Below are 19,458 nucleotides of genomic sequence, written 5' to 3'. Positions count from 1 at the left end.
GGTTGCCCGCTGGGCAACCCGTTTTCCTTTCATACCCCGACAGAGATTTCCATGGAGCTGTTGTACCTCGTCTATCGCCACTATCGCTGGCCATTCATCGCCATCACCCTGCTCAGTATGGGTTCCGCCCTGCTCGGCATCGGGGTTATCGCCTTCATCAACAGCTATCTGATCGAATCAGTTGGCGATCCTGTTTCCGTCATCTTCCAGCTGATCGGGCTTATTCTGGCGCTCATGGTCGTCACGCTCAGTTCACAACTGGCGCTGACCACCCTAGGGCACCATTTTGTTTACCACCTGCGTGGCAAGCTGCTCAAGCAACTGCTCGACACCGATGTCGCCCAGGTCAAACGCATCGGCCAGGGGCCGCTGCTCGCCTCCCTTTCCAGTGACATCGGCAGTATCACCATCGCCTTCGTGCGCCTGCCCGAGCTTATCCAGGGCACCATTCTGACTCTGGGATCGGCCATTTATCTCGGCTGGCTCTCTCCCGGCATGCTGCTGTGGACCGCGCTCTGGGTCGGTGCCACCATGGTGATCGGCTGGTTGCTGGTCAAGCGGGTTTATAGCCATCTGGGCTTGATGCGCGCCGCAGAGGATCGCCTCTATCAGGATTACCAGGCCATGATAGAGGGCAACAAGGAGCTGGCCCTGAACCGGGACCGAGCCCGTGACCTCTATCAGCAGCAATACCAACCCAATGCCCTCGACTATCGCCATCACATCATCAGGGCCGACACCTTCCACCTCAGTGCGGTGAACTGGTCGAATATCATGATGCTGGGTGCCATCGGCCTCGCCTTCTTCCTCGCCAACGGGCTGGGCTGGGCCAATACCAATGTGGCCGCCACCTATGCCCTGACCCTGCTGTTCCTGCGTACCCCTCTGTTGCAGGCGATCGGCGCCCTGCCAACCCTGCTGGCGGCTCAGGTTGCCTTCAACAAACTCAGGGCCCTGGCGCTGGCCGACCATGAACCCGAGTTCGCGGCCCGTTCAGCCTCGCCGACGGATGGGCTGGTGCAGTGGCAGATCCTCAGCCTGAGGCAGGTGGTGTTCCATCATGATGGTCAGGGCGATCGGGCCGGTTTCAGCGTCGGCCCCATCGACCTCGAGGTCCGCCGTGGCGAGCAGCTGTTTGTCATCGGCGGCAATGGTTCGGGCAAGTCGACCCTGGCCATGCTGCTGACCGGGCTCTATCGGCCGGTCAGCGGCGAGATCTTGCTTGATGGCGAGCCTGTCACCGACAGGGAAGCCTATCTCGGACTCTTCTCCGCCATCTTTACCGATTATCACCTGTTCGATCGCCTGCTGGGGCCTGATGGCCAAGCGCCGGATCCCGAGCGGGTCCAGCAATGGCTGCACCTGCTGCAGATGGAGAGCAAGCTGGTGCTCGATGGAGCCCGGATTACCAATATCCAGCTATCCCAGGGCCAGCGCAAACGGGTTGCCCTGCTGCTGGCGGTCGCCGAACAGCGCGACATCATGCTGTTCGATGAGTGGGCGGCGGATCAGGATCCGGAATTCAGACGCATTTTCTACCGCGAGCTGCTGCCGCGTCTCAACGCCATGGGCAAGACGGTGATCGCCATCAGCCATGACGATCATTACTTCCCGCTGGCCGATCGTCTGTTGGAGATGCGCCATGGCCAGCTCAGCGAACTGACCGGTGCCGAGCGCGATCGTGTCAGCCTTGATGTAGTGGGCCGCCTGGCCGAGCCGCAAGAGAGCTAAAGGGAAGGGCGCCTGGCTCGCGCTGTGTCCGGGGATGCCGGACGTGCCGAGCCGGGCTTGTCCCACGACATGCCAAGGGCGCCTCTGCCATGGGGCGCCATCACCCACGGGACTGCTGATGTTTGAGATGAAATCCGCAGGTTTTGCCATTCAGGGCAAGACGCTGCTGCAACCCACCAGCCTGAGCTTCAAGCAGGGCAAGGTTTATGGCCTTATCGGCCATAACGGTTCTGGCAAATCGACCCTGATCAAGCTGCTGGCTCGCCAGCAGGATTGCCATGGCGGCGAGATCTGCTTTGATGGGCGCCCCCTGGGCGACTGGGGCCATCAGGCGTTTGCCCGTCAGGTCGCCTATCTGCCCCAGCACCTGCCGAGTACCGATAACCTGCTGGGCCGCGAGTTGGTCGAGTTTGGCCGTTATCCCTGGCGCGGACTCTTTGGCCGTCATCGCCAGCAGGACAAGGACAAGGTCGAGCAGGCCATCGCCCTGACCCATACCCAGGGCTTTGCCGATCGGTTGGTGGATACCCTCTCCGGTGGCGAGCGGGGGCGGGTCTGGCTCGCCATGCTGCTGGCCCAGGAGAGCCGCTTCATTCTGTTGGATGAGCCCTTGGCCGCGCTGGATGTGGCCCATCAGGTGGAGGTGTTAACCCTGATCCGCACCCTCTGCCAGCAGCTGGGTCTGGGGGTCATCATCGTCATCCACGACATCAACATGGCGGCCCGTTTTTGCGATCATCTGGTGGCGTTGCACTCGGGGTCCGTGCTGGTGCAGGGGGAGCCTGACACCATCATGACCAGCGAGACCCTGGAGTCTGTCTACGGCATCCCCATGGCCGTGATGCGTCATCCGGCGCAGACTCACTCCATCGCCATACTGTGAGGGCATAGTGAACAGATTAAAATCGTTGCGCACCGTCTTGCTAGGTCTGATCTGTCTGCCGACCTTGTTGGTTGCCGTTCAGGCCGAGCCGCGTATCGCCACCGTGGATTGGACCATAGCCGAAACCCTGCTCGCCCTGGGCGTGACCCCGGCTGGCATGGGCGACATGAGCTCTTACCGGGCCTGGGTAAAGGCGCCAGCGATGCCACCGTCCGTAGTCGATCTTGGTCTGCGGGCTCAGCCGAATCGCGAGCTGCTGGCCGAACTCAACCCAGATCTTATCCTCATTTCTCCTCTGGCTGCCCCCCTGGCCCCCGCGTTGAGCAAGATAGCGCCGGTCAAATCCATCACCCTCTACTCTCCCGACGGGGACTACTGGACTCAGCTCGCCAGTGCGACCCGGGGCATTGCCGCTCTGGTCGACAAGTCAGCGGAGGCAGACACGCTGCTGAGCGGGCTGGATGCTGAGCTTGGCAAGCTCAAGGCTGGACTGCCCAAAGGGCTGCCCCCCTTATTGCTGGTGCAGTTTATCGATGATCGCCACGTGAGGGTGTTTGGGCAACACAGCATGTATGACTCAGTGATGGGCAAGCTAGGGCTGCGCAATGCCTGGCAGGCGCCGACCAACTACTGGGGATTCGCCTCGGTCAGCATAGAGAGCTTCGCGACCATGGATGAAGCCCGGCTTGTCATCGTCGACCCCTTGCCAAGCGGCGTGGCTGCCAAACTGGCTGCCCCTGGTCTGTGGCAACATCTGCCCCTGGTGCAAAACGCCAAGCCGCTGCATCTTCCTCCCGTGTGGAGTTTCGGCGGCGTGCTGTCGGCTCGCCGTTTCGCCCAGCAACTGAGCCAGGCCTTGCAAGCCGATGCCGGAGTTCCCCATGAATAGCCTGTCACAACGCGCCTCGAACCGGGGCGTCCTGCCAGGACCAGCGGCCTTGCTCTGTCTGATATTGCTGCTGTTGACCTGCGCGGTGGCGGTGCTGGTATTGAGCCATTGGTTACCTCTTTCCCTCTGGGCACAGGCCATACTGGCCCCGGATTACGGGGATGCCCGTCAGGCGGTGATGCACTTTAGCCTGCTGCCGCGACTCGTTGTCACACTGCTGGCGGGGGCCGGACTGGCGCTGGCCGGCGTCTTGATGCAACAGGTGCTGCGTAATCCGCTCGCGTCGCCCACCACCCTGGGAGTCGCCTCCGGGGCCCAGCTTGCGTTGTTGCTGGCGACCTTGCTGGCACCGGGTCTGCTGGTGGCGCGGGAGTGGATCGCCATGGCGGGTGGCACGGGAGCCATGGCCCTGGTATTCATGCTCACCTGGCGCCGGGATCTCAATCCCCTGGTCATCGTTTTTGCGGGCCTGGTGATCAACCTCTATCTGGGAGCCATCAGTCTGGCGCTGCTGTTGTTCCATCAAGAAGAGCTCAAGGGCATGCTGGTGTGGGGCAGTGGTGCCCTGGCTCAGGATAGCTGGGAGGGGGTGAGTTATCTGTTGCCCCGTCTGCTGCTGGGGCTGGGATTGGTCGCCGTCTTGCTTCGTCCCCTGGCGGTGCTGGAGCTGGACGATGCCAGTGCCCGCAGTCTGGGGATCGCCCTCAAGAAGCTGCGGTTTGCCGGGCTGGGCGTCGCGGTATTTGTCACCGCCTGTGTGGTGAGCGTGGTCGGCATCATCGGCTTTATCGGTCTGGCTGCTCCCATCATGGTCAGATTGCTAGGGGCTAGATCCCTCGGCCAGCGTCTGCTGTGGGCCCCGTTGCTTGGGGCCCTGCTGCTCAGTCTCACCGATCTGTTACTGCAGGGCGCGAGCCGCTTCTGGCCACTGATGATACCGACAGGGGCCATGACGGCACTGCTGGGCGCCCCGCTGTTGCTCTGGCTCATCCCCCGTCTCGCCCTGCACAAACAGCAACCCAAGATGGCTGCCACCTTGACCATACAACGGCATAGCCACCCGTCCAGACTGTTGTGGGGACTGGGATTGGCGTTGCTGCTCGCCCTGATAGGCTCACTGGCTCTGGGGCAGGGCGTCAATGGTTGGAGCTGGCCATCGCTGGCGCGCTGGCAGGCGCAATGGGAGTGGCGATTACCCCGTACCCTGGCGGCCGCCGCAGCCGGTATCTTGTTGGCGCTGGCGGGAACGCTGCTGCAACGGGTCAGCCGCAATCCCATGGCGAGCCCCGAACTGCTGGGGGTGAGTGGTGGCACCGTCATGGGTCTGCTGCTGGCGGCCTTTCTGCTACCCGCCTTGCCACTGCCGTTGATGCTGTTGGCGGGGGTAGCGGGGGCAGTGCTGGTGCTCTTGCTGCTGCTGGCGTTGAACAGGCGCAGCGGCTTTCAGCCCGAACGAATCTTGCTGTGTGGCATCGCCATCACCGCCATGCTGGACCCCGTGCAGAGCATCGCCCTGGCCAATGGCGATCCCAGGGTTCAGCTGTTGCTGGCCTGGATCTCGGGCTCCACCTATTACGTGACTGGCCCCATGGCACTGGGACTCGCCTTGTTGGCGGGCATCATGTTGAGTGGCATCCTGGCTCTGGGGCGCTGGCTCGATATCCTGCCCCTGGGCAGCGCGGCGGCCGGGGCGCTCGGATTGAATACCCGCCGTGTCCAGCTGCTGATCCTGCTGCTGGTGGCCCTGCTCACCGCCAGTGCCACCCTGGTGATAGGACCGCTCTCTTTCGTCGGCTTGCTCGCCCCCCACATGGCCAAGCTGATGGGCTTGGTACGCGCGCGTGCCCATCTGCTCGGTGCCAGCCTGTGCGGCGCGCTGTTGATGGTGCTGGCTGACTGGGCGGGTCAGCAGCTGCTCTTCCCCATGGAGATCCCCGCCGGTCTGGTATCCACCTTGTTAGGGGGTGCTTACTTCATGTGGTGCCTGCGTCGCCTCTAGGGTCGCTAAAAAAATGCACAAAAAAAAGCCCGGGTGACCCCGGGCTTTTCATTGTCTGCCCTATGGAACTATTTGCCGATGCAGAAGCTGGAGAAGATGCGGCCCAGCAGATCGTCGGAGCTGAACTCGCCGGTGATCTCGGACAGAGACTCCTGTGCCAGGCGCAGCTCTTCGGCCACCAGCTCGCCGGCGACATAGATCTCGAGTTGCTCCTTGGCCACCACCAGCCGCTCGGCGGCGCGTTCCAGGGCATCCAGGTGGCGACGGCGAGCCATGAAGCCTCCCTCGGTATTACCTTGAAAGCCCATGCAGGCCTTGAGGTGATCCCGCAGGGCGGGCAGCCCCAGCTCTGTCTTGGCAGAGATACGATAGACGGCGTGACCCAGTTCCTGGCTCGGGGCCAAGTCTTCGCCGGTCCAGGTCTGCCTTGTTGCGCACCACGGTAAGACCGATATTTTTTGGCAGGCGATCGACGAAGTCCGGCCAGATCTCCCGCGGGTCTATCGCATCGGTCGTTGTGCCATCCACCATGAAGAGCACCCGGTCGGCCTGCGCTATCTCGGCCCAGGCTCGCTCTATACCTATCTTTTCTACCTGATCTTGGGTGTCGCGCAGGCCCGCTGTGTCGATGATGTGCAGTGGCATACCATCCAGGTGGATGTGCTCGCGCAGCACGTCGCGCGTGGTGCCGGCGATCTCGGTGACGATGGCAGATTCACGCCCGGCCAGGGCGTTGAGCAGGCTGGATTTACCGGCGTTGGGACGACCGGCGATCACTACCTTCATCCCTTCTCGCAGCAGGGCGCCCTGTTTGGCTTCTGCGCGGACCCCGTCCAGCTCGGCCATGATGGCGTGCAAGTCCCCCGATACCTTGCCATCGGAGAGGAAGTCTATCTCCTCGTCCGGGAAGTCGATGGCGGCTTCCACATAGATGCGCAGGTGGATCAGGCTTTCGACCAGATGCTGTATCTTGCTGGAGAACTGACCCTGCAGGGAGTGCATGGCGCTGCGGGCGGCCTGCTCGCTGGAGGCTTCAATCAGATCGGCGATGGCCTCGGCCTGGGCCAGATCCAGCTTGTCGTTCATGAAGGCGCGCTCGCTGAACTCGCCGGGACGAGCGGGGCGCAGTCCTTTTATCTGCAGAATGCGGCGCACCAGCATGTCCATGATGACGGGGCCACCATGACCCTGCAGCTCCAGCACATCTTCACCGGTGAAGCTGTTCGGTGCCTTGAACAGCAGTGCGATGCCCTGATCGAGCGGCTGATCCTGCTCATCCTTGAACGGCAGGTATTCGGCATAGCGCACCCGGGGTAGCTTGCCGAGCACTATCTCGGCGACCTGTTCGGCAGCTGGGCCCGAAACCCGTACTATGCCGACGCCACCACGGCCGGGGGCGGTGGCCTGGGCCACGATCGTATCTGTTGTCATCTTGCTTGGCTCACTCATCCGGGAATGGGTTCTGTCATTGCGGACATTGTAATAAAAAAGGCGGCCCGAAGGCCGCCTCTTTTGTCATTGCTGTGAAGATCAGCTGCGAGTGTGCAGCCCTTTCTTCTCCAGTTGACGGTAGATGATGGTCTGCTGGGTAATGGAGATGACGTTACTCACCAACCAGTACAGGGTCAGGCCAGCCGGGAACCAGAGGAACATGAAGGTAAAGATGATCGGCATGAACTGCATCACCTTCTGCTGCATGGGGTCCGTGATGGTGGTCGGGCTCATCTTCTGCAGATACCACATGGAGGCGCCCATGAGGATTGGCAGTACGAAGAAGGGATCCTTGACCGACAAGTCAGTGATCCAGAGGGCAAACGGCGCGTGGCGCAGCTCGACCGATTCCATCAGTGCCCAGTAAAGGGAGATGAAGATCGGCATCTGGACCAGGATGGGCAGACAGCCGCCGAGCGGGTTGACCTTCTCCTTCTTGTACAGCTCCATCATGCCCTGGGACATCTTCTGGCGATCGTCGCCGAAGCGTTCCTTGAGCGCGGCCAGCTTGGGCTGCAGCATGCGCATCTTGGCCATGGAGGTGTACTGGGCCTTGGTCAGCGGGAACATGATACCGCGAACCAGCAGGGTCAGCATGATGATCGCAACACCCCAGTTACCCACGAAACCGTGGAACACGGTCAGCAACCAGTGCAGCGGCTGAGCGATGAACCAGAGCCAGCCGTAATCGACGGACAGGTCCAGGTGCTCGGCGACCGTGGCCATCTTGTCCTGCAGTTTCGGACCGACCCACAGTTTGCTGGTCAATTCGGTCTGCTGGCCGGCAGCCACGTCAACCATAGGCGCCTTGTAGCCGATGATCGCCTGGTCTTTGCCTGGGATGGTGCGGCTATAGAAGCTGTTGGTATCGCTGGCATTCGGTGCCCAGGCGGAGACGAAGTAGTGCTGCAGCATGGCGACCCAACCACCCTTGGTGGTCTTGTTCAGGTCGGCATCCTTCATCTCGTCGAAGGTGTACTTCTTGTAGCGGCTCTCTTCGCTGGAGAAGGCACCACCACGGTAGGCACTTGCCACCAGAGCATGACCTTCCTGATCCTTGGGCGTGGTCACGGTCTGCTTGAGCTGACCGTAGAACTGCACCTGCACCGGTTCGGCGGATTTGTTGTCGATCTGGTAATCGACGCCAACGGCATAGTCACCACGCTTGAGCACGAAGCGCTTGGTGAAGACCACACCTTTGCTGTCGGTCCAGGTCATCGGCACCACTATCTGATCCTGACCCTCGGCCAGCTGGAAGCTGGTCTGGGCGGCTTCATAGGTGGGGCGGCCTTCGGTACGGCTATCCGGACCATCACGACCGACCAGACCACTCTGGGCGACATAGATGAACTGGGGTTGGCTGGTCAGCAGTGTGAACGGCTCATCCATGCCTTCTTGCAGCTTGTGGGCCAGCAGTTGGGCAGAGACGATATCGCCACCCTGGGTATCCAGGGTCAATTTGAGCACGTCAGAGGAGACGGTGATCAGCTTGCGGGCAGCGCTGGCATCGGGGGCTTGCTCGGAAACCTGAGGAATATCACCGGTCTGACCGGCTTCAGGCACGAAATGTTCAGTTTGGGCCACAGGGGCCGGCTTCGGAGCCTTGTCGGACTCCCACTGTTGCCAGAGCAGAAAGCTCACGAACAGCAAACCGATCAGAATTAGATTGCGTTGTGATTGCATAGTCTTCAGTTTCTTCGCTTTGGTTGCGGAACCGGGTCATAACCACCCTCGGATAAGGGATGGCATTTTAATAGACGTTTGCTGGCTAACCAAACGCCTTTTATGAAACCGTGAAGTCGGAGAGCTTCTATCGCAAATTGGGAACAAGTTGGAGTAAAACGGCAGCGCGGCCCCAGCAGGGGACTAATGATTAGCTGATACAGGCGTATCAGTTTGATAGCTACCCATTGCAACGGCGTGACAGGGTGCGCCATAGCTTTTCCAGTAACTTGAAGAGTTCCTCGTTATCCATCTCTTTCACACCGGCCTTGGCGATCACGACGATGTCGATAGCGGGCAGGTTGGTTTGATTGAGACGAAAGCTTTCCCGTACCACTCGTTTGACACGATTACGCCACACGGCGCGCTTGAGTGCTTTTTTGGGCACAGCGAGACCAAGACGGGGATGTTCGAGAGTATTAGGACAGGCGAGAAGCGTTATTTGCGGGGAAGCGGCCCGGACAGGCTCTGCGAAAACGCGTTTGAAGTGTTCGGGAGTTAACAGACGTAACTCCCGAGCGAAGGTGTGCGGCGTAGGCATTAAGCTGCCAGACGGGCACGACCCTTGGCACGACGAGCGGCCAAAACTTTACGACCGTTGGCAGTAGCCATGCGGGCGCGGAAACCGTGAGAGCGCTTGCGCTTCAGGTTGGACGGCTGAAAAGTACGTTTACTCATGATTAGATTCCGTATTTCTGTACAGTTTTGATTGTCACACTGAGCCGACGCGCCAGCTATAGCGTGTGACGACTAGCAAAAGAGGCCGAATTCTAAACAGAGTTCGGCTTCCAGTCAATCCGCCGTACCCCCTCATCTTGCTCTAACTCGTGAAGAGGCAGCGAAAGTTGACAGGATCCGAAGGATCAAGGGCCCGAATTATACTGGCAACCCGGGGTTAAACAAGGATCCTTCATTAAAAAAGGCGGCCAGGCCGCCAGTGAAGCGCTATTTCAGCACCTTGCGCAAGAATTCCCGGGTGCGGGGATCCTTGGGATCGACCAGTATCTGATCCGGTGGACCTTGCTCGACGATCCGCCCTCCCTCCATGAAGATCACTCGATCCGCTACGTCCCGGGCAAACTCTATCTCATGGGTCACCACCACCATGGTCTGGTGTCGGCGGGCGAGTTGCTTCATCAGACCCAGCACCTCATCAACCCATTCGGGATCGAGGGCCGAGGTGGGCTCGTCAAACAGGATGACCTTGGAGTGGGCTGCCATGGCCCGTGCGATGCCGACTCGCTGTTGCTGGCCGCCGGACAGCGACGCCGGGTAGGCATCCTGCTTATCGGTGAGGCCTATCTCCTTGAGAATGGCCAGCGCCGTGGCACGAGCCTCCGCCCTGGGCTGTTTCCAGACGGTCACCAGCCCCTCGGCGATGTTGTCCAGCGCCGTCTTGTTGGCAAACAGGGCATAGTTCTGGAATACAAAGGAGGCGCGCTTGCGCAGTTCTATCGCTTCCTTCTCGCTTGCCTTGGCCAGATCGAGTTGGATGTCGTCAATGGCCAGGGTGCCAGCATCCGGAGTTTCCAGCAGATTGAGACAGCGTAGCAGGGTCGACTTGCCTGTGCCTGACGGCCCGATGACAACCACTATCTCGCCCTTCTTTATCTCCAAATCGATGTTGTTGAGCACAACATTGCCATCGAATGCCTTGGTGAGGCCGCTCAGTGTGATCATGAGTTGTCCCTCCCTTAATAGGCGCGGTTGAGGCGCACTTCCAGCAGATGCTGTATGCGAGTGAAGAAGATGACCACTACCCAGTAGACCAGGGCCACCGCCATGAAGCTCTCGAAGAACTTGAACGACGAAGCGGCTTCCATTTGTGCCTTGCCCATTATCTCAGCAACACCCAGGGTGAAGGCCAGGGAGGTACTCTTGATCATGTCGATGAAGTAGTTCATCAGCGAGGGAGTGGCGATGCGGGCCGCTTGCGGCAATATGATGCGCTGCATGGCCTGCAACTTGCTCATGCCGATGCTGAGCGCGGCTTCCATCTGGCTCTTGTGGATACCCAGGATGGCGGCGCGGATCGACTCTGCCATGTAAGCTGCAAAGTGCAGGGTCAGGCCGACGATGGCGGCGGTAAAGGCATCCATCCCCACGAAGACAGGGAAGAGTTGCGGCAGGCCGTAATAGAGCAGGAACAGTTGAACCAGCAGCGGGGTACCTCGGAAGAACGAGATATAGAGCATGGCCAACCAGTGAATGACGGGAACGCGAAACACCCGCACTATCGCCAACATCAGCGACAGGACGAGTGCCAGTACGAATCCCCACAGGGCCATTTCCATGGTCGTGCCCAAGTATTTGAGCAGAATAGGAAACAGCCCTAGCGTGTAATCGAGATCGAATTCCATCATTTATTTATTGGTGATGTCCGCCGCGAACCACTTCTCGGAGATCTGCTTGAGAGCACCCTCTTTGCGCATGGCCGTCAGCGCTTCATCGACCTTGGCCAGCAGGGCTTGCTGCTTGGGAGTCTTCAGGAAGGGCAGGGCGTTTTCGATGGTCTCGAACGGCTTGCCAGCCTGTTGCAGCGGCAGCTTGGACTCTTTGATCAGCTGAGCGGTGGAGACGCGGTCCATCACGAAGGCATCGATCCGACCCAGGGCGACATCCTGCTCGAAGGCGGAGTCGTAGGTGCGGATATCCATCTTGTGGTCCGGATCGTTTTTGCGCAGCAGCTCTTCGAAGTTGGAGCCCAGGTTGACGGCGACCTTCTTGCCTTCCAGATCCTTGATACCCTGGATGGTATTGTTGCCCTTGCGGACCACTATCTGGGCACCGTCATAGACATAAGGCTGGGAGAAGTCGTACTTGGCCTTGCGCTCGTCAGTGATGGTTATCTGGTTGGAGATGGTATCGACCCGACCGGTTTCCAGCATGCCAAACAGGCCGGAGAAGCTGGCGGTCACGAACTCTACCTTGTAGCCAGTACGCTCACCGATCTGATTCCACATGTCGACTTCAAAGCCCTGCAGCTTGTCCTGCTTGACGAAGGTGAAGGGGAAATATTTGCCAGACATGCCGACCTTGATGGTCTCCTGGGCGACGGCCTGGCCACAGAGCATGGCCAACAGTATGGCGGCGCCGGACACCAGCTTGATAGATGAAGACATGGGTATACCTCTCTCTGTTGTTCTGTGTTTCTAGTTGTAATGACTGAAAGTGAGTGAATGTTATTGGAATAAATGCTGAAAAATAAATCATATTTGGTTATATCAAATAACCCTGAATCACCCCGGATCCTGCCTCATCCATGCTGTGGGTAAGTTTGGGGATGAAATGGGATCCTGAGCCGTTGGATCCTTGAAAGTCAAGGATCTTATTTGCTGGATCCGCGAGCTGGCGGCTAGAGATCCAGCGGCTAAAAACGTAGAATAGCCGGTCTTTAGTTAATCAATAAACGGGAGTCCAGAGTGACTGCTTCGCTATGGCAGCAGTGCCTTCACCGGCTGCAAGATGAATTGCCCTCGGCAGAATTCAGCATGTGGATCCGGCCGCTTCAAGCGGAGTTGAGTGACAATACTCTGACCCTGTATGCACCGAATCGCTTCGTCCTGGACTGGGTACGTGACAAGTACCTGCTTAGAGTCAATGGCATCATCACCGAGATCTGTGGTGTTGATGGCCCCACCCTGCGTTTTGATATAGGAAATCGTCCCCACCCGGTTGCCGTTGCGAGAGCTCCGGTGCGCGGCGCCGCGCCTGTGAATAACTTGCAGAAAAGCTGGGAAAGCAAGGACGCCGCCAAGCCCGAGCCAAACCACAAGAGCAACACCAACGTAAACTACACCTTCGAGAATTTCGTCGAGGGTAAGTCGAACCAGTTGGCCCGTGCGGCAGCCCGTCAGGTTGCCGATAACCCGGGCGGGGCCTATAACCCCCTGTTCCTCTATGGCGGTACCGGTTTGGGCAAGACCCACCTGTTGCATGCGGTCGGCAATGCCATCAAAGAGCGCAAGAAAGATGCCAAAGTCATCTACATGCACTCCGAGCGTTTCGTCCAGGACATGGTGAAGGCGCTGCAGAATAACGCCATTGAAGAGTTCAAGCGTTATTACCGTAGCGTCGATGCCCTGCTCATCGATGACATCCAGTTCTTCGCCAACAAGGAGCGCTCCCAGGAGGAGTTCTTCCATACCTTCAATGCGTTGCTGGAAGGTAATCAACAGATCATCCTGACCTCGGATCGTTATCCTAAGGAGATCAACGGCGTTGAAGATCGTCTCAAATCCCGCTTTGGCTGGGGATTGACGGTGGCTATCGAGCCGCCGGAGCTGGAGACTCGTGTCGCCATTCTGATGCGCAAGGCGGACGAGAACCAGGTTCATCTGCCGGACGAAGTCGCCTTCTTCATTGCCAAGCGGTTGAGATCCAACGTCCGTGAACTGGAAGGGGCCCTCAACCGGGTCATCGCCAACGCCAACTTCACCGGCCGGGCCATCAACATCGACTTCGTGCGCGAAGCGCTGCGCGACTTGCTGGCGCTGCAAGAGAAGCTGGTGACCATAGACAACATCCAGAAGACGGTGGCCGAGTACTACAAGATCAAGCTGGCTGACCTGCTCTCCAAGCGGCGTTCCCGCTCGGTGGCCCGCCCTCGTCAGCTCGCCATGGCCCTGGCCAAGGAGCTGACCAACCACAGTTTGCCGGAAATAGGGGATGCCTTCGGTGGCCGTGACCACACTACCGTCCTTCATGCCTGTCGCAAGATAGAGCAGCTGAAGGAGGAGAGTCACGACATCAAGGAAGACTATTCCAACCTGATCCGTACCCTTTCGTCCTGATAACGGAGAGCACAGATGCAGCTCGAAATTAGCCGCGAGGCCCTGTTACGTCCCCTGCAACTGGTGTCCGGCGCCCTGGGTGGCCGACCGACACTGCCCATCCTCGGCAACGTCCTGCTCGATGTGAGCCATGGCTTGCTGTCGCTGACCGGCACCGATCTCGAAGTCGAGATGATAGGTCAGGTCCATCTCGAGGGCGCAAGCCAGGATGGTCGTACTACTGTGCCTGCCCGCAAGCTGCTGGACATCTGCCGTGGCCTGCCGGAAGGAGCTGAGATACGTTTCAATACCGAGGGTGAGCGACTCATCATTCGTTCCGGTCGCTCCCGCTTCAACCTGTCGACCCTGCCAGCGACCGAGTACCCCAACATCGAAGATTGGGAATCCGTTCTCGAGTTCGATATCAGCCAGTTGGAGCTGAAGAGGCTGATTGAGGCGACCCAGTTCTCCATGGCGAGCCAGGACGTGCGTTATTACCTGAACGGCATGCTGTTCGAGAGTGAGGGCCATGGTTTGCGCACCGTCGCGACCGATGGCCACCGGCTGGCGACTTGCCGCCGGGAGGTGGTTGAAGATTCGCTGCCCGATCATCAGGTCATTCTGCCCCGTAAGGGGGTGCTGGAGCTGGTGCGTCTGCTGGAAGCGGAAGACAAGCCGGTCCGGCTGCAAATCGGTCGCAGCAACCTGCGCGCCGCCCTCGATGGTTTCATCTTTACCTCCAAACTGGTGGATGGCCGCTTCCCCGATTGGCGCCGTGTCATCCCCCGTGGCAGCGACAAGGCCCTGATCGCCGGGCGAGAGGATTTGCGCCAGGCATTTTCCCGGGCAGCCATCCTCTCCAACGAAAAATTCCGTGGCGTGCGTCTCAATTTGCAGCAGCATTTGCTGCGGATCACCGCCAATAACCCGGAACAGGAAGAAGCCGAGGAGCTGCTTGACGTACAATATGACGCCAGCGAGCTGGAGATCGGTTTCAACGTCTCCTATGTGCTGGACGTGCTGAATACGTTAAAATGTGACCAGATCCGGGTCAGCCTGAGTGACTCCATCAGCAGTGCCATTATTGAGGATTTTGACAGTCAGGACGCTCAATACGTGGTCATGCCGATGCGGATCTAGTCGTGTCCCTGGTCAAGCTCCAGCTCAATGACTTTCGCAATATCCAGCAAGCCAGTCTCCAGCTGTCCCCAGGACTCAATATTCTGGTCGGCAACAATGGCAGCGGCAAGACCAGCGTGCTGGAGGCTATTCACTACCTTGGCCTTGGCCGCTCCTTTCGCACTCACCTAACCGGGCGCGTTGTCCGTCAGGGCGAGAAGGGGTTTGTCTTGTTCGCCCAGTGCGAGCTAGAGGGGCGCACCGTGCCCATCGGCCTCGCCAAGGAGAAGAACGGTGATACCCAGCTCAAGATAGCCGGGGCCCAGGCCCAGCGGTTGGCTGACCTGGCTGAGTTGTTGCCGGTGCAGTTGATCCATCCCGATGGCTTCGATCTGTTGACCGGCGGTCCCCAGCCACGACGTGCCTGGCTCGACTGGGGCGTGTTTCACCAGCAACCTGGATTCTTCTCCTTGTGGGGGCGAGTGCGGCGGCTGCTCAAGCAGCGCAATGCCCTGCTGCGCAGCGCGACCCAGTATCGCCAGCTGGCATTCTGGGATCAGGAACTGGCACGGCTCGGTGATGAATTGGCAGGCTTTCGCGCCAGCTATTGTCAGGCTATCACGCCGCTCATCCAGGAGATGACGGCGGATTTTCTGCCGGAGTTCGATATCAGCCTCGGCTTTTATCGCGGCTGGGAGAAGGATACCCCCCTCGGCGAACTGCTGGAGGCGGGATTCGAGCGGGATCAAAACTTGGGTTATACCGGTGTCGGCCCCCAGAAAGCCGATGTGCGCCTCAAGGCGAACGGGGTGCCCGCTCAGGATATTTTGTCCCGGGGTCAGTTGAAGTTGCTGGTTTGTGCCATGCGACTGGCCCAGGGGCTCTATTTGAATCAACATAGCAGCCGTGGCTGTATTTTTTTAATTGACGATTTTGCCTCTGAACTGGACATCGACAAGCGCCGTCTGTTGGCCGCAAGGCTGAAGCAGTGTGCGACTCAGGTGTTTATCACCGCCATCGATACCAGCCAGCTCGCAGACATGATGGATGCGAATGACTGCAAGTTGTTCCACGTGGAACAAGGCAAGATCTCCGAAACGCTAGAGAAGGCAGAGAGTAAGCTATGAGTGAAAATACTTACGACTCCTCGAATATCAAGGTGCTGAAAGGGCTGGATGCAGTCCGTAAGCGCCCGGGGATGTATATCGGCGATACGGACGATGGCTCGGGTCTGCACCATATGGTGTTCGAGGTCGTCGATAACTCCATTGACGAAGCTCTGGCTGGCTACTGTTCCGATATCCAGGTCAAGATCCATTCCGACGGTTCCGTCTCAGTGCGTGATAATGGCCGGGGGATTCCGGTCGACATGCACGAGGAAGAGGGCCGCTCCGCTGCCGAAGTCATCATGACTGTGCTGCACGCCGGCGGTAAGTTCGATGACAACTCCTACAAGGTGTCCGGCGGTCTGCATGGCGTGGGCGTCTCAGTCGTCAATGCCCTGTCCGAGAAGCTGCTGCTGACCATTCGTCGTAATGGCCACGTCTATGAGCAGACCTATCACATGGGTGAGCCACAGGCCCCGCTCAAACAGATTGGTGACAGCAACGGCACTGGGACTGAAGTCCGCTTCTGGCCGAGCGCGACCATCTTCACCGATACCCTGTATCACTACGATATCCTGGCCAAGCGCCTGCGCGAACTCTCCTTCCTCAACTCTGGCGTTTCTATTCGCCTCGAAGATGAGCGCGATGGCCGTGAGGTGCACTTCTGCTACGAGGGGGGCATCAAGGCCTTCGTCGAATATCTGAACCAGAACAAGACCCCGATCCACCAGAAGGTGTTCCACTTCTCCACTGAGCAGGACGGCATTGGCGTGGAAGTCGCCATGCAGTGGAACGACGCCTATCAGGAAGGGGTTTACTGCTTCACCAACAACATTCCCCAGCGCGATGGCGGTACCCACCTGGTGGGCTTCCGTACCGCGCTGACCCGTACCCTCAACACCTATATGGATCGTGAGGATTACAGCAAGAAGGCCAAGATGTCTGCCGCCAGCGGTGATGACGTCCGTGAAGGCCTGATTGCCGTCATCTCGGTCAAGGTACCGGATCCCAAGTTCTCCTCCCAGACCAAGGACAAGCTGGTCTCTTCCGAAGTGAAGACTGCCGTTGAGCAGGCGATGGGTGAGAAGCTGGGAGAGTTCCTGCTGGAGAACCCGGGCGATGCCAAGATCGTGGTCAACAAGATCATCGATGCGGCCCGTGCCCGTGAAGCGGCCCGTAAAGCGCGCGAGATGACCCGCCGCAAGGGCGCGCTGGATATCGCCGGCCTGCCCGGCAAGCTGGCAGACTGCCAGGAGAAAGACCCGGCCCTGTCCGAACTCTACATAGTGGAAGGGGACTCTGCTGGCGGCTCCGCCAAGCAGGGTCGCAACCGCAAGAACCAGGCCATTTTGCCGCTCAAGGGCAAGATCCTGAACGTAGAGCGGGCCCGTTTCGATCGCATGATCTCCTCCCAAGAGGTAGGTACCCTGATCACGGCCCTGGGCTGTGGCATAGGTCGCGACGAGTACAACCCGGACAAGCTGCGCTATCACAACATCATCATCATGACGGATGCGGACGTCGATGGTGCGCACATCCGTACCCTGCTGCTGACCTTCTTCTATCGTCAGATGCCGGAGATCATCGAGCGTGGCTATGTCTATATCGCCCAGCCGCCGCTCTACAAGGTCAAGAAGGGCAAGCAGGAGCAGTATCTGAAAGACGAAAATGCCCTGCTGCAGTACCAGACTGCCATGGCGCTGGATGGTGCTACCCTGCACGTCAATGAGTCTGCACCGGCCATCGGTGGCGAGGCGCTGGAGCGACTGGTCAACCAGCACCGCGCCGTGTCTCACCTGATCACTCGCATGTCCCGTCGCGCTCCGGATGCCGTGCTGACTCAGCTTATCTATCAGCCTGAGTTGAACGAAACCCTGCTGGCCAGCGAGAGCGATCTGCTGGCTTGGTGCCAAACCATGGAACTCGTGCTCAACGAGAGCAACCACGGTATCCAGTACCAGATGCAGGTGCGTCGTGACGAAGAGCGTCGCCTGTTCGTGCCGCATGCCGTCGTGCGTCAGCACGGTGTCGACCGCGAATACTCGATCAGCTATGACTTCCTGCAGTCCAATGAGTACCGTCAGTTGGTCTCTCTGGGCAAGGAGATCGCCAATCTGATCGAGGAGGGTGGTTTCATCAAGCGGGGCGAGAAGATAAAGCCAGTCGACAACTTCGTGGAAGCCGTCGACTGGCTGATGGGCGAAGGCAAGCGTGGCATCTACATCCAGCGCTATAAAGGACTGGGTGAGATGAACCCGGAGCAGTTGTGGGAAACCACCATGGATCCGGAAGCGCGTCGCATGTTGCGCGTCACCATCGAAGATGCGGTCGGTGCCGATCAGCTCTTCTCTACCCTGATGGGGGATGCTGTCGAGCCGCGTCGTGAATTCATCGAGAACAACGCCCTGCGGGTGGCTAACCTCGACGTCTAATCGACGCAGTCAGACAGCAAAAAGCCGCTCCTTGTGAGCGGCTTTTTTACATCTGTAGTCAACGGGATCGCGCTATCCGTTCCCCATTGTGGGATGACGACCAGCCTTGGATTACTTCGGCTCGTCATGGATGTTCCACGTGAAACACAGTGCTGACCATTGCCAGCTAAACATTTGTGGCTGTTTATCATCAGCCCAGTTCGGGTGCCGGGCAGTAGAGGCGCAGGCGGTGGCCATCCGGATCGAGCGCCATGCCGGTATAGCCAAACTCCATCTTGGTTGGCTGCTGGAGTATGGTCAGGCCGCGAGCCTGCCATTTCGCAAACTCGGTATCGACGCTGGCATTATCTGGTAGAGGGAAGGCCAGCTCCATGGCGCCTGCACTCTGGGTAACGGCGGGTTCTACTGTGGCACTGGACCAGAGCGCCAGCCTGGCGCCTGACTCGAACACGAACATGACAAAGGTGGGAGACTCTTCGACTGGCGGGTGGCCAAACAGCTCGCGATAGAAGAGGGCGCTGCGAGCCGGATTGGCGACATAGAGAATGGTGAACTGCGGGACTAACAACATGGTAACGCTCCTTGATTCGGTGGAGGGCGCATTTGCGCCGACCCGGTCAGCATGGCGCTACCTGCTGTCAGTTTCTGTCAGCAATGAATTTTGGTTGCGGGATCTGCTGGGTAGCACGCCACTCTTTCAGCAGGGTCTCTCTGCTCTTGGGATAGCAGTTATCTTCCTGCTGCATCCGGGCGATGCGATCTACTCGAAAGTGGCGAAAGCCCTGCCGTAGTTCGCACCAGGTGACCAGTACCCGCACCTGCTCGAAGTAGCCGAGAGCAAATGGCCAGACGGTGCGCTCAGATAGCTCCTCTTTCAGATCGCGATAGCTCAGGGTCACCTTGCGCTGCTGGCGGATGGCGCTGCGCAGCGGAGCCTCATCGACAGGGGTGTCGCTGCGGGAGGTGCCGATCAGCAGGGCATTGGCCTGGAGCTGTTGGCGGTATTCGGCGGGCAGCACGGCCTCTATCTTGGCCAGTGCACTGCTGGCAGATGCACTCAAGGCTTCATCACAGTGCGCGACGACCCAGCGTGAACCCAGCACCAGGGCTTCCAGCTCCTCTTCGCTGAACATCAGCGGTGGCAGCATGAAGCCGGGGCGCAGCACATAGCCGATACCGGGCTCACCCTCGATATGCGCCCCTTGGGATTGCAGGGTCGCTATATCCCGATAGAGGGTGCGCAGACTGATGCCAAGCTGGCTGGCCAGCTCTGTGCCTGTGATGGTCGTAACGGTGACCGCGCAACAGCTGGAA

At 59.2% G+C, this 19,458-nt stretch carries 16 protein-coding genes and 2 pseudogenes; 8 read left to right on the top strand and 10 right to left on the bottom strand.

Going from position 1 to position 19,458, the window contains the following annotated elements:
• The first annotated feature begins 51 nt into the window (after positions 1-51).
• From G113_RS02795 to fhuB, 4 genes are all read left to right on the top strand, one after another.
• Positions 52-1,731, top strand: a complete 1,680-nt coding sequence (locus tag G113_RS02795) for a multidrug ABC transporter permease/ATP-binding protein (RefSeq protein ID WP_005893160.1) — start codon at positions 52-54, stop codon at positions 1,729-1,731.
• Positions 1,732-1,849: 118 nt separating this feature from the next.
• Positions 1,850-2,614 (top strand): ATP-binding cassette domain-containing protein, encoded by a 765-nt coding sequence (locus G113_RS02790; RefSeq protein ID WP_005893158.1) that lies wholly within the window; start codon positions 1,850-1,852, stop codon positions 2,612-2,614.
• Between the two features lie 37 nt (positions 2,615-2,651).
• Positions 2,652-3,503 (top strand): ABC transporter substrate-binding protein, encoded by an 852-nt coding sequence (locus G113_RS02785; protein ID WP_236611703.1) that lies wholly within the window; start codon positions 2,652-2,654, stop codon positions 3,501-3,503.
• Positions 3,496-5,502, top strand: coding sequence for a Fe(3+)-hydroxamate ABC transporter permease FhuB (gene fhuB / locus G113_RS02780; RefSeq protein WP_152435931.1), 2,007 nt, complete (start codon positions 3,496-3,498; stop codon positions 5,500-5,502). The genes G113_RS02785 and fhuB overlap by 8 nt, the downstream gene beginning before the upstream one ends.
• A 68-nt stretch (positions 5,503-5,570) precedes the next feature.
• Here the strand turns inward: fhuB and mnmE are convergent.
• The 8 genes and pseudogenes from mnmE to G113_RS02745 all read right to left on the bottom strand — a co-directional run bounded on the left by mnmE (position 5,571) and on the right by G113_RS02745 (position 11,837).
• Positions 5,571-6,933 (bottom strand): annotated as a pseudogene (gene mnmE / locus G113_RS02775) (tRNA uridine-5-carboxymethylaminomethyl(34) synthesis GTPase MnmE).
• Positions 6,934-7,032: 99 nt separating this feature from the next.
• Complete coding sequence (gene yidC, locus G113_RS02770) at positions 7,033-8,676, bottom strand: membrane protein insertase YidC (protein WP_005893151.1); 1,644 nt, start codon at positions 8,674-8,676, stop codon at positions 7,033-7,035.
• A 5-nt stretch (positions 8,677-8,681) separates the two neighbouring features.
• On the bottom strand, positions 8,682-8,930 hold the full coding sequence (gene yidD, locus G113_RS20370; RefSeq protein WP_005893148.1) for a membrane protein insertion efficiency factor YidD: 249 nt from the start codon (positions 8,928-8,930) through the stop codon (positions 8,682-8,684).
• Complete coding sequence (gene rnpA, locus G113_RS02765; RefSeq protein WP_005893145.1) at positions 8,897-9,256, bottom strand: ribonuclease P protein component; 360 nt, start codon at positions 9,254-9,256, stop codon at positions 8,897-8,899. Before rnpA ends, yidD begins: the two co-directional genes overlap by 34 nt.
• On the bottom strand, positions 9,256-9,393 hold the full coding sequence (gene rpmH, locus G113_RS02760) for a 50S ribosomal protein L34 (protein ID WP_005893143.1): 138 nt from the start codon (positions 9,391-9,393) through the stop codon (positions 9,256-9,258). Before rpmH ends, rnpA begins: the two co-directional genes overlap by 1 nt.
• A gap of 267 nt (positions 9,394-9,660) precedes the next feature.
• Positions 9,661-10,395, bottom strand: coding sequence for an amino acid ABC transporter ATP-binding protein (locus G113_RS02755; protein WP_005893141.1), 735 nt, complete (start codon positions 10,393-10,395; stop codon positions 9,661-9,663).
• Positions 10,396-10,409: 14 nt separating this feature from the next.
• Entirely contained in the window at positions 10,410-11,078 is a 669-nt protein-coding gene (locus G113_RS02750) for an amino acid ABC transporter permease (protein ID WP_152435930.1), read from the bottom strand.
• Positions 11,079-11,837 (bottom strand): amino acid ABC transporter substrate-binding protein, encoded by a 759-nt coding sequence (locus G113_RS02745; protein ID WP_005893137.1) that lies wholly within the window; start codon positions 11,835-11,837, stop codon positions 11,079-11,081.
• Positions 11,838-12,137: 300 nt separating this feature from the next.
• On the opposite strand from G113_RS02745, the gene dnaA reads away from it, so the two are divergent.
• Genes dnaA through gyrB form a run of 4 tightly spaced genes read left to right on the top strand, consistent with a single transcriptional unit; the run spans position 12,138 to position 18,144 of the window.
• Positions 12,138-13,508, top strand: a complete 1,371-nt coding sequence (gene dnaA, locus G113_RS02740; RefSeq protein ID WP_005893135.1) for a chromosomal replication initiator protein DnaA — start codon at positions 12,138-12,140, stop codon at positions 13,506-13,508.
• A gap of 15 nt (positions 13,509-13,523) precedes the next feature.
• Positions 13,524-14,627 (top strand): DNA polymerase III subunit beta, encoded by a 1,104-nt coding sequence (gene dnaN / locus G113_RS02735; RefSeq protein WP_005893132.1) that lies wholly within the window; start codon positions 13,524-13,526, stop codon positions 14,625-14,627.
• 2 nt (positions 14,628-14,629) lie between these two features.
• Positions 14,630-15,733 carry a DNA replication/repair protein RecF gene (gene recF / locus G113_RS02730; protein WP_005893129.1) on the top strand — a complete coding sequence of 368 codons (1,104 nt, stop codon included), beginning with the start codon at positions 14,630-14,632 and terminating at the stop codon, positions 15,731-15,733.
• Positions 15,730-18,144: a DNA topoisomerase (ATP-hydrolyzing) subunit B gene (gene gyrB, locus G113_RS02725; protein ID WP_005893126.1), complete on the top strand. Its 2,415-nt coding sequence runs from the start codon at positions 15,730-15,732 to the stop codon at positions 18,142-18,144. Before recF ends, gyrB begins: the two co-directional genes overlap by 4 nt.
• Positions 18,145-18,334: 190 nt before the next feature.
• Here the strand turns inward: gyrB and G113_RS02720 are convergent, their stop codons facing one another.
• Together G113_RS02720 and G113_RS02715 are read right to left on the bottom strand one after the other, a co-directional pair.
• Positions 18,335-18,712 (bottom strand): VOC family protein, encoded by a 378-nt coding sequence (locus G113_RS02720; protein WP_040318848.1) that lies wholly within the window; start codon positions 18,710-18,712, stop codon positions 18,335-18,337.
• A gap of 70 nt (positions 18,713-18,782) precedes the next feature.
• A pseudogene (locus G113_RS02715) lies at positions 18,783-19,458 on the bottom strand (helix-turn-helix transcriptional regulator); the annotation flags it as partial.

This window comes from Aeromonas molluscorum 848 (genome assembly GCF_000388115.1).
Classification (GTDB): domain Bacteria; phylum Pseudomonadota; class Gammaproteobacteria; order Enterobacterales; family Aeromonadaceae; genus Aeromonas; species Aeromonas molluscorum.
Note: the sequence above shows the minus strand (reverse complement) of the source record. Positions and strands in the feature narration are given on the sequence as shown.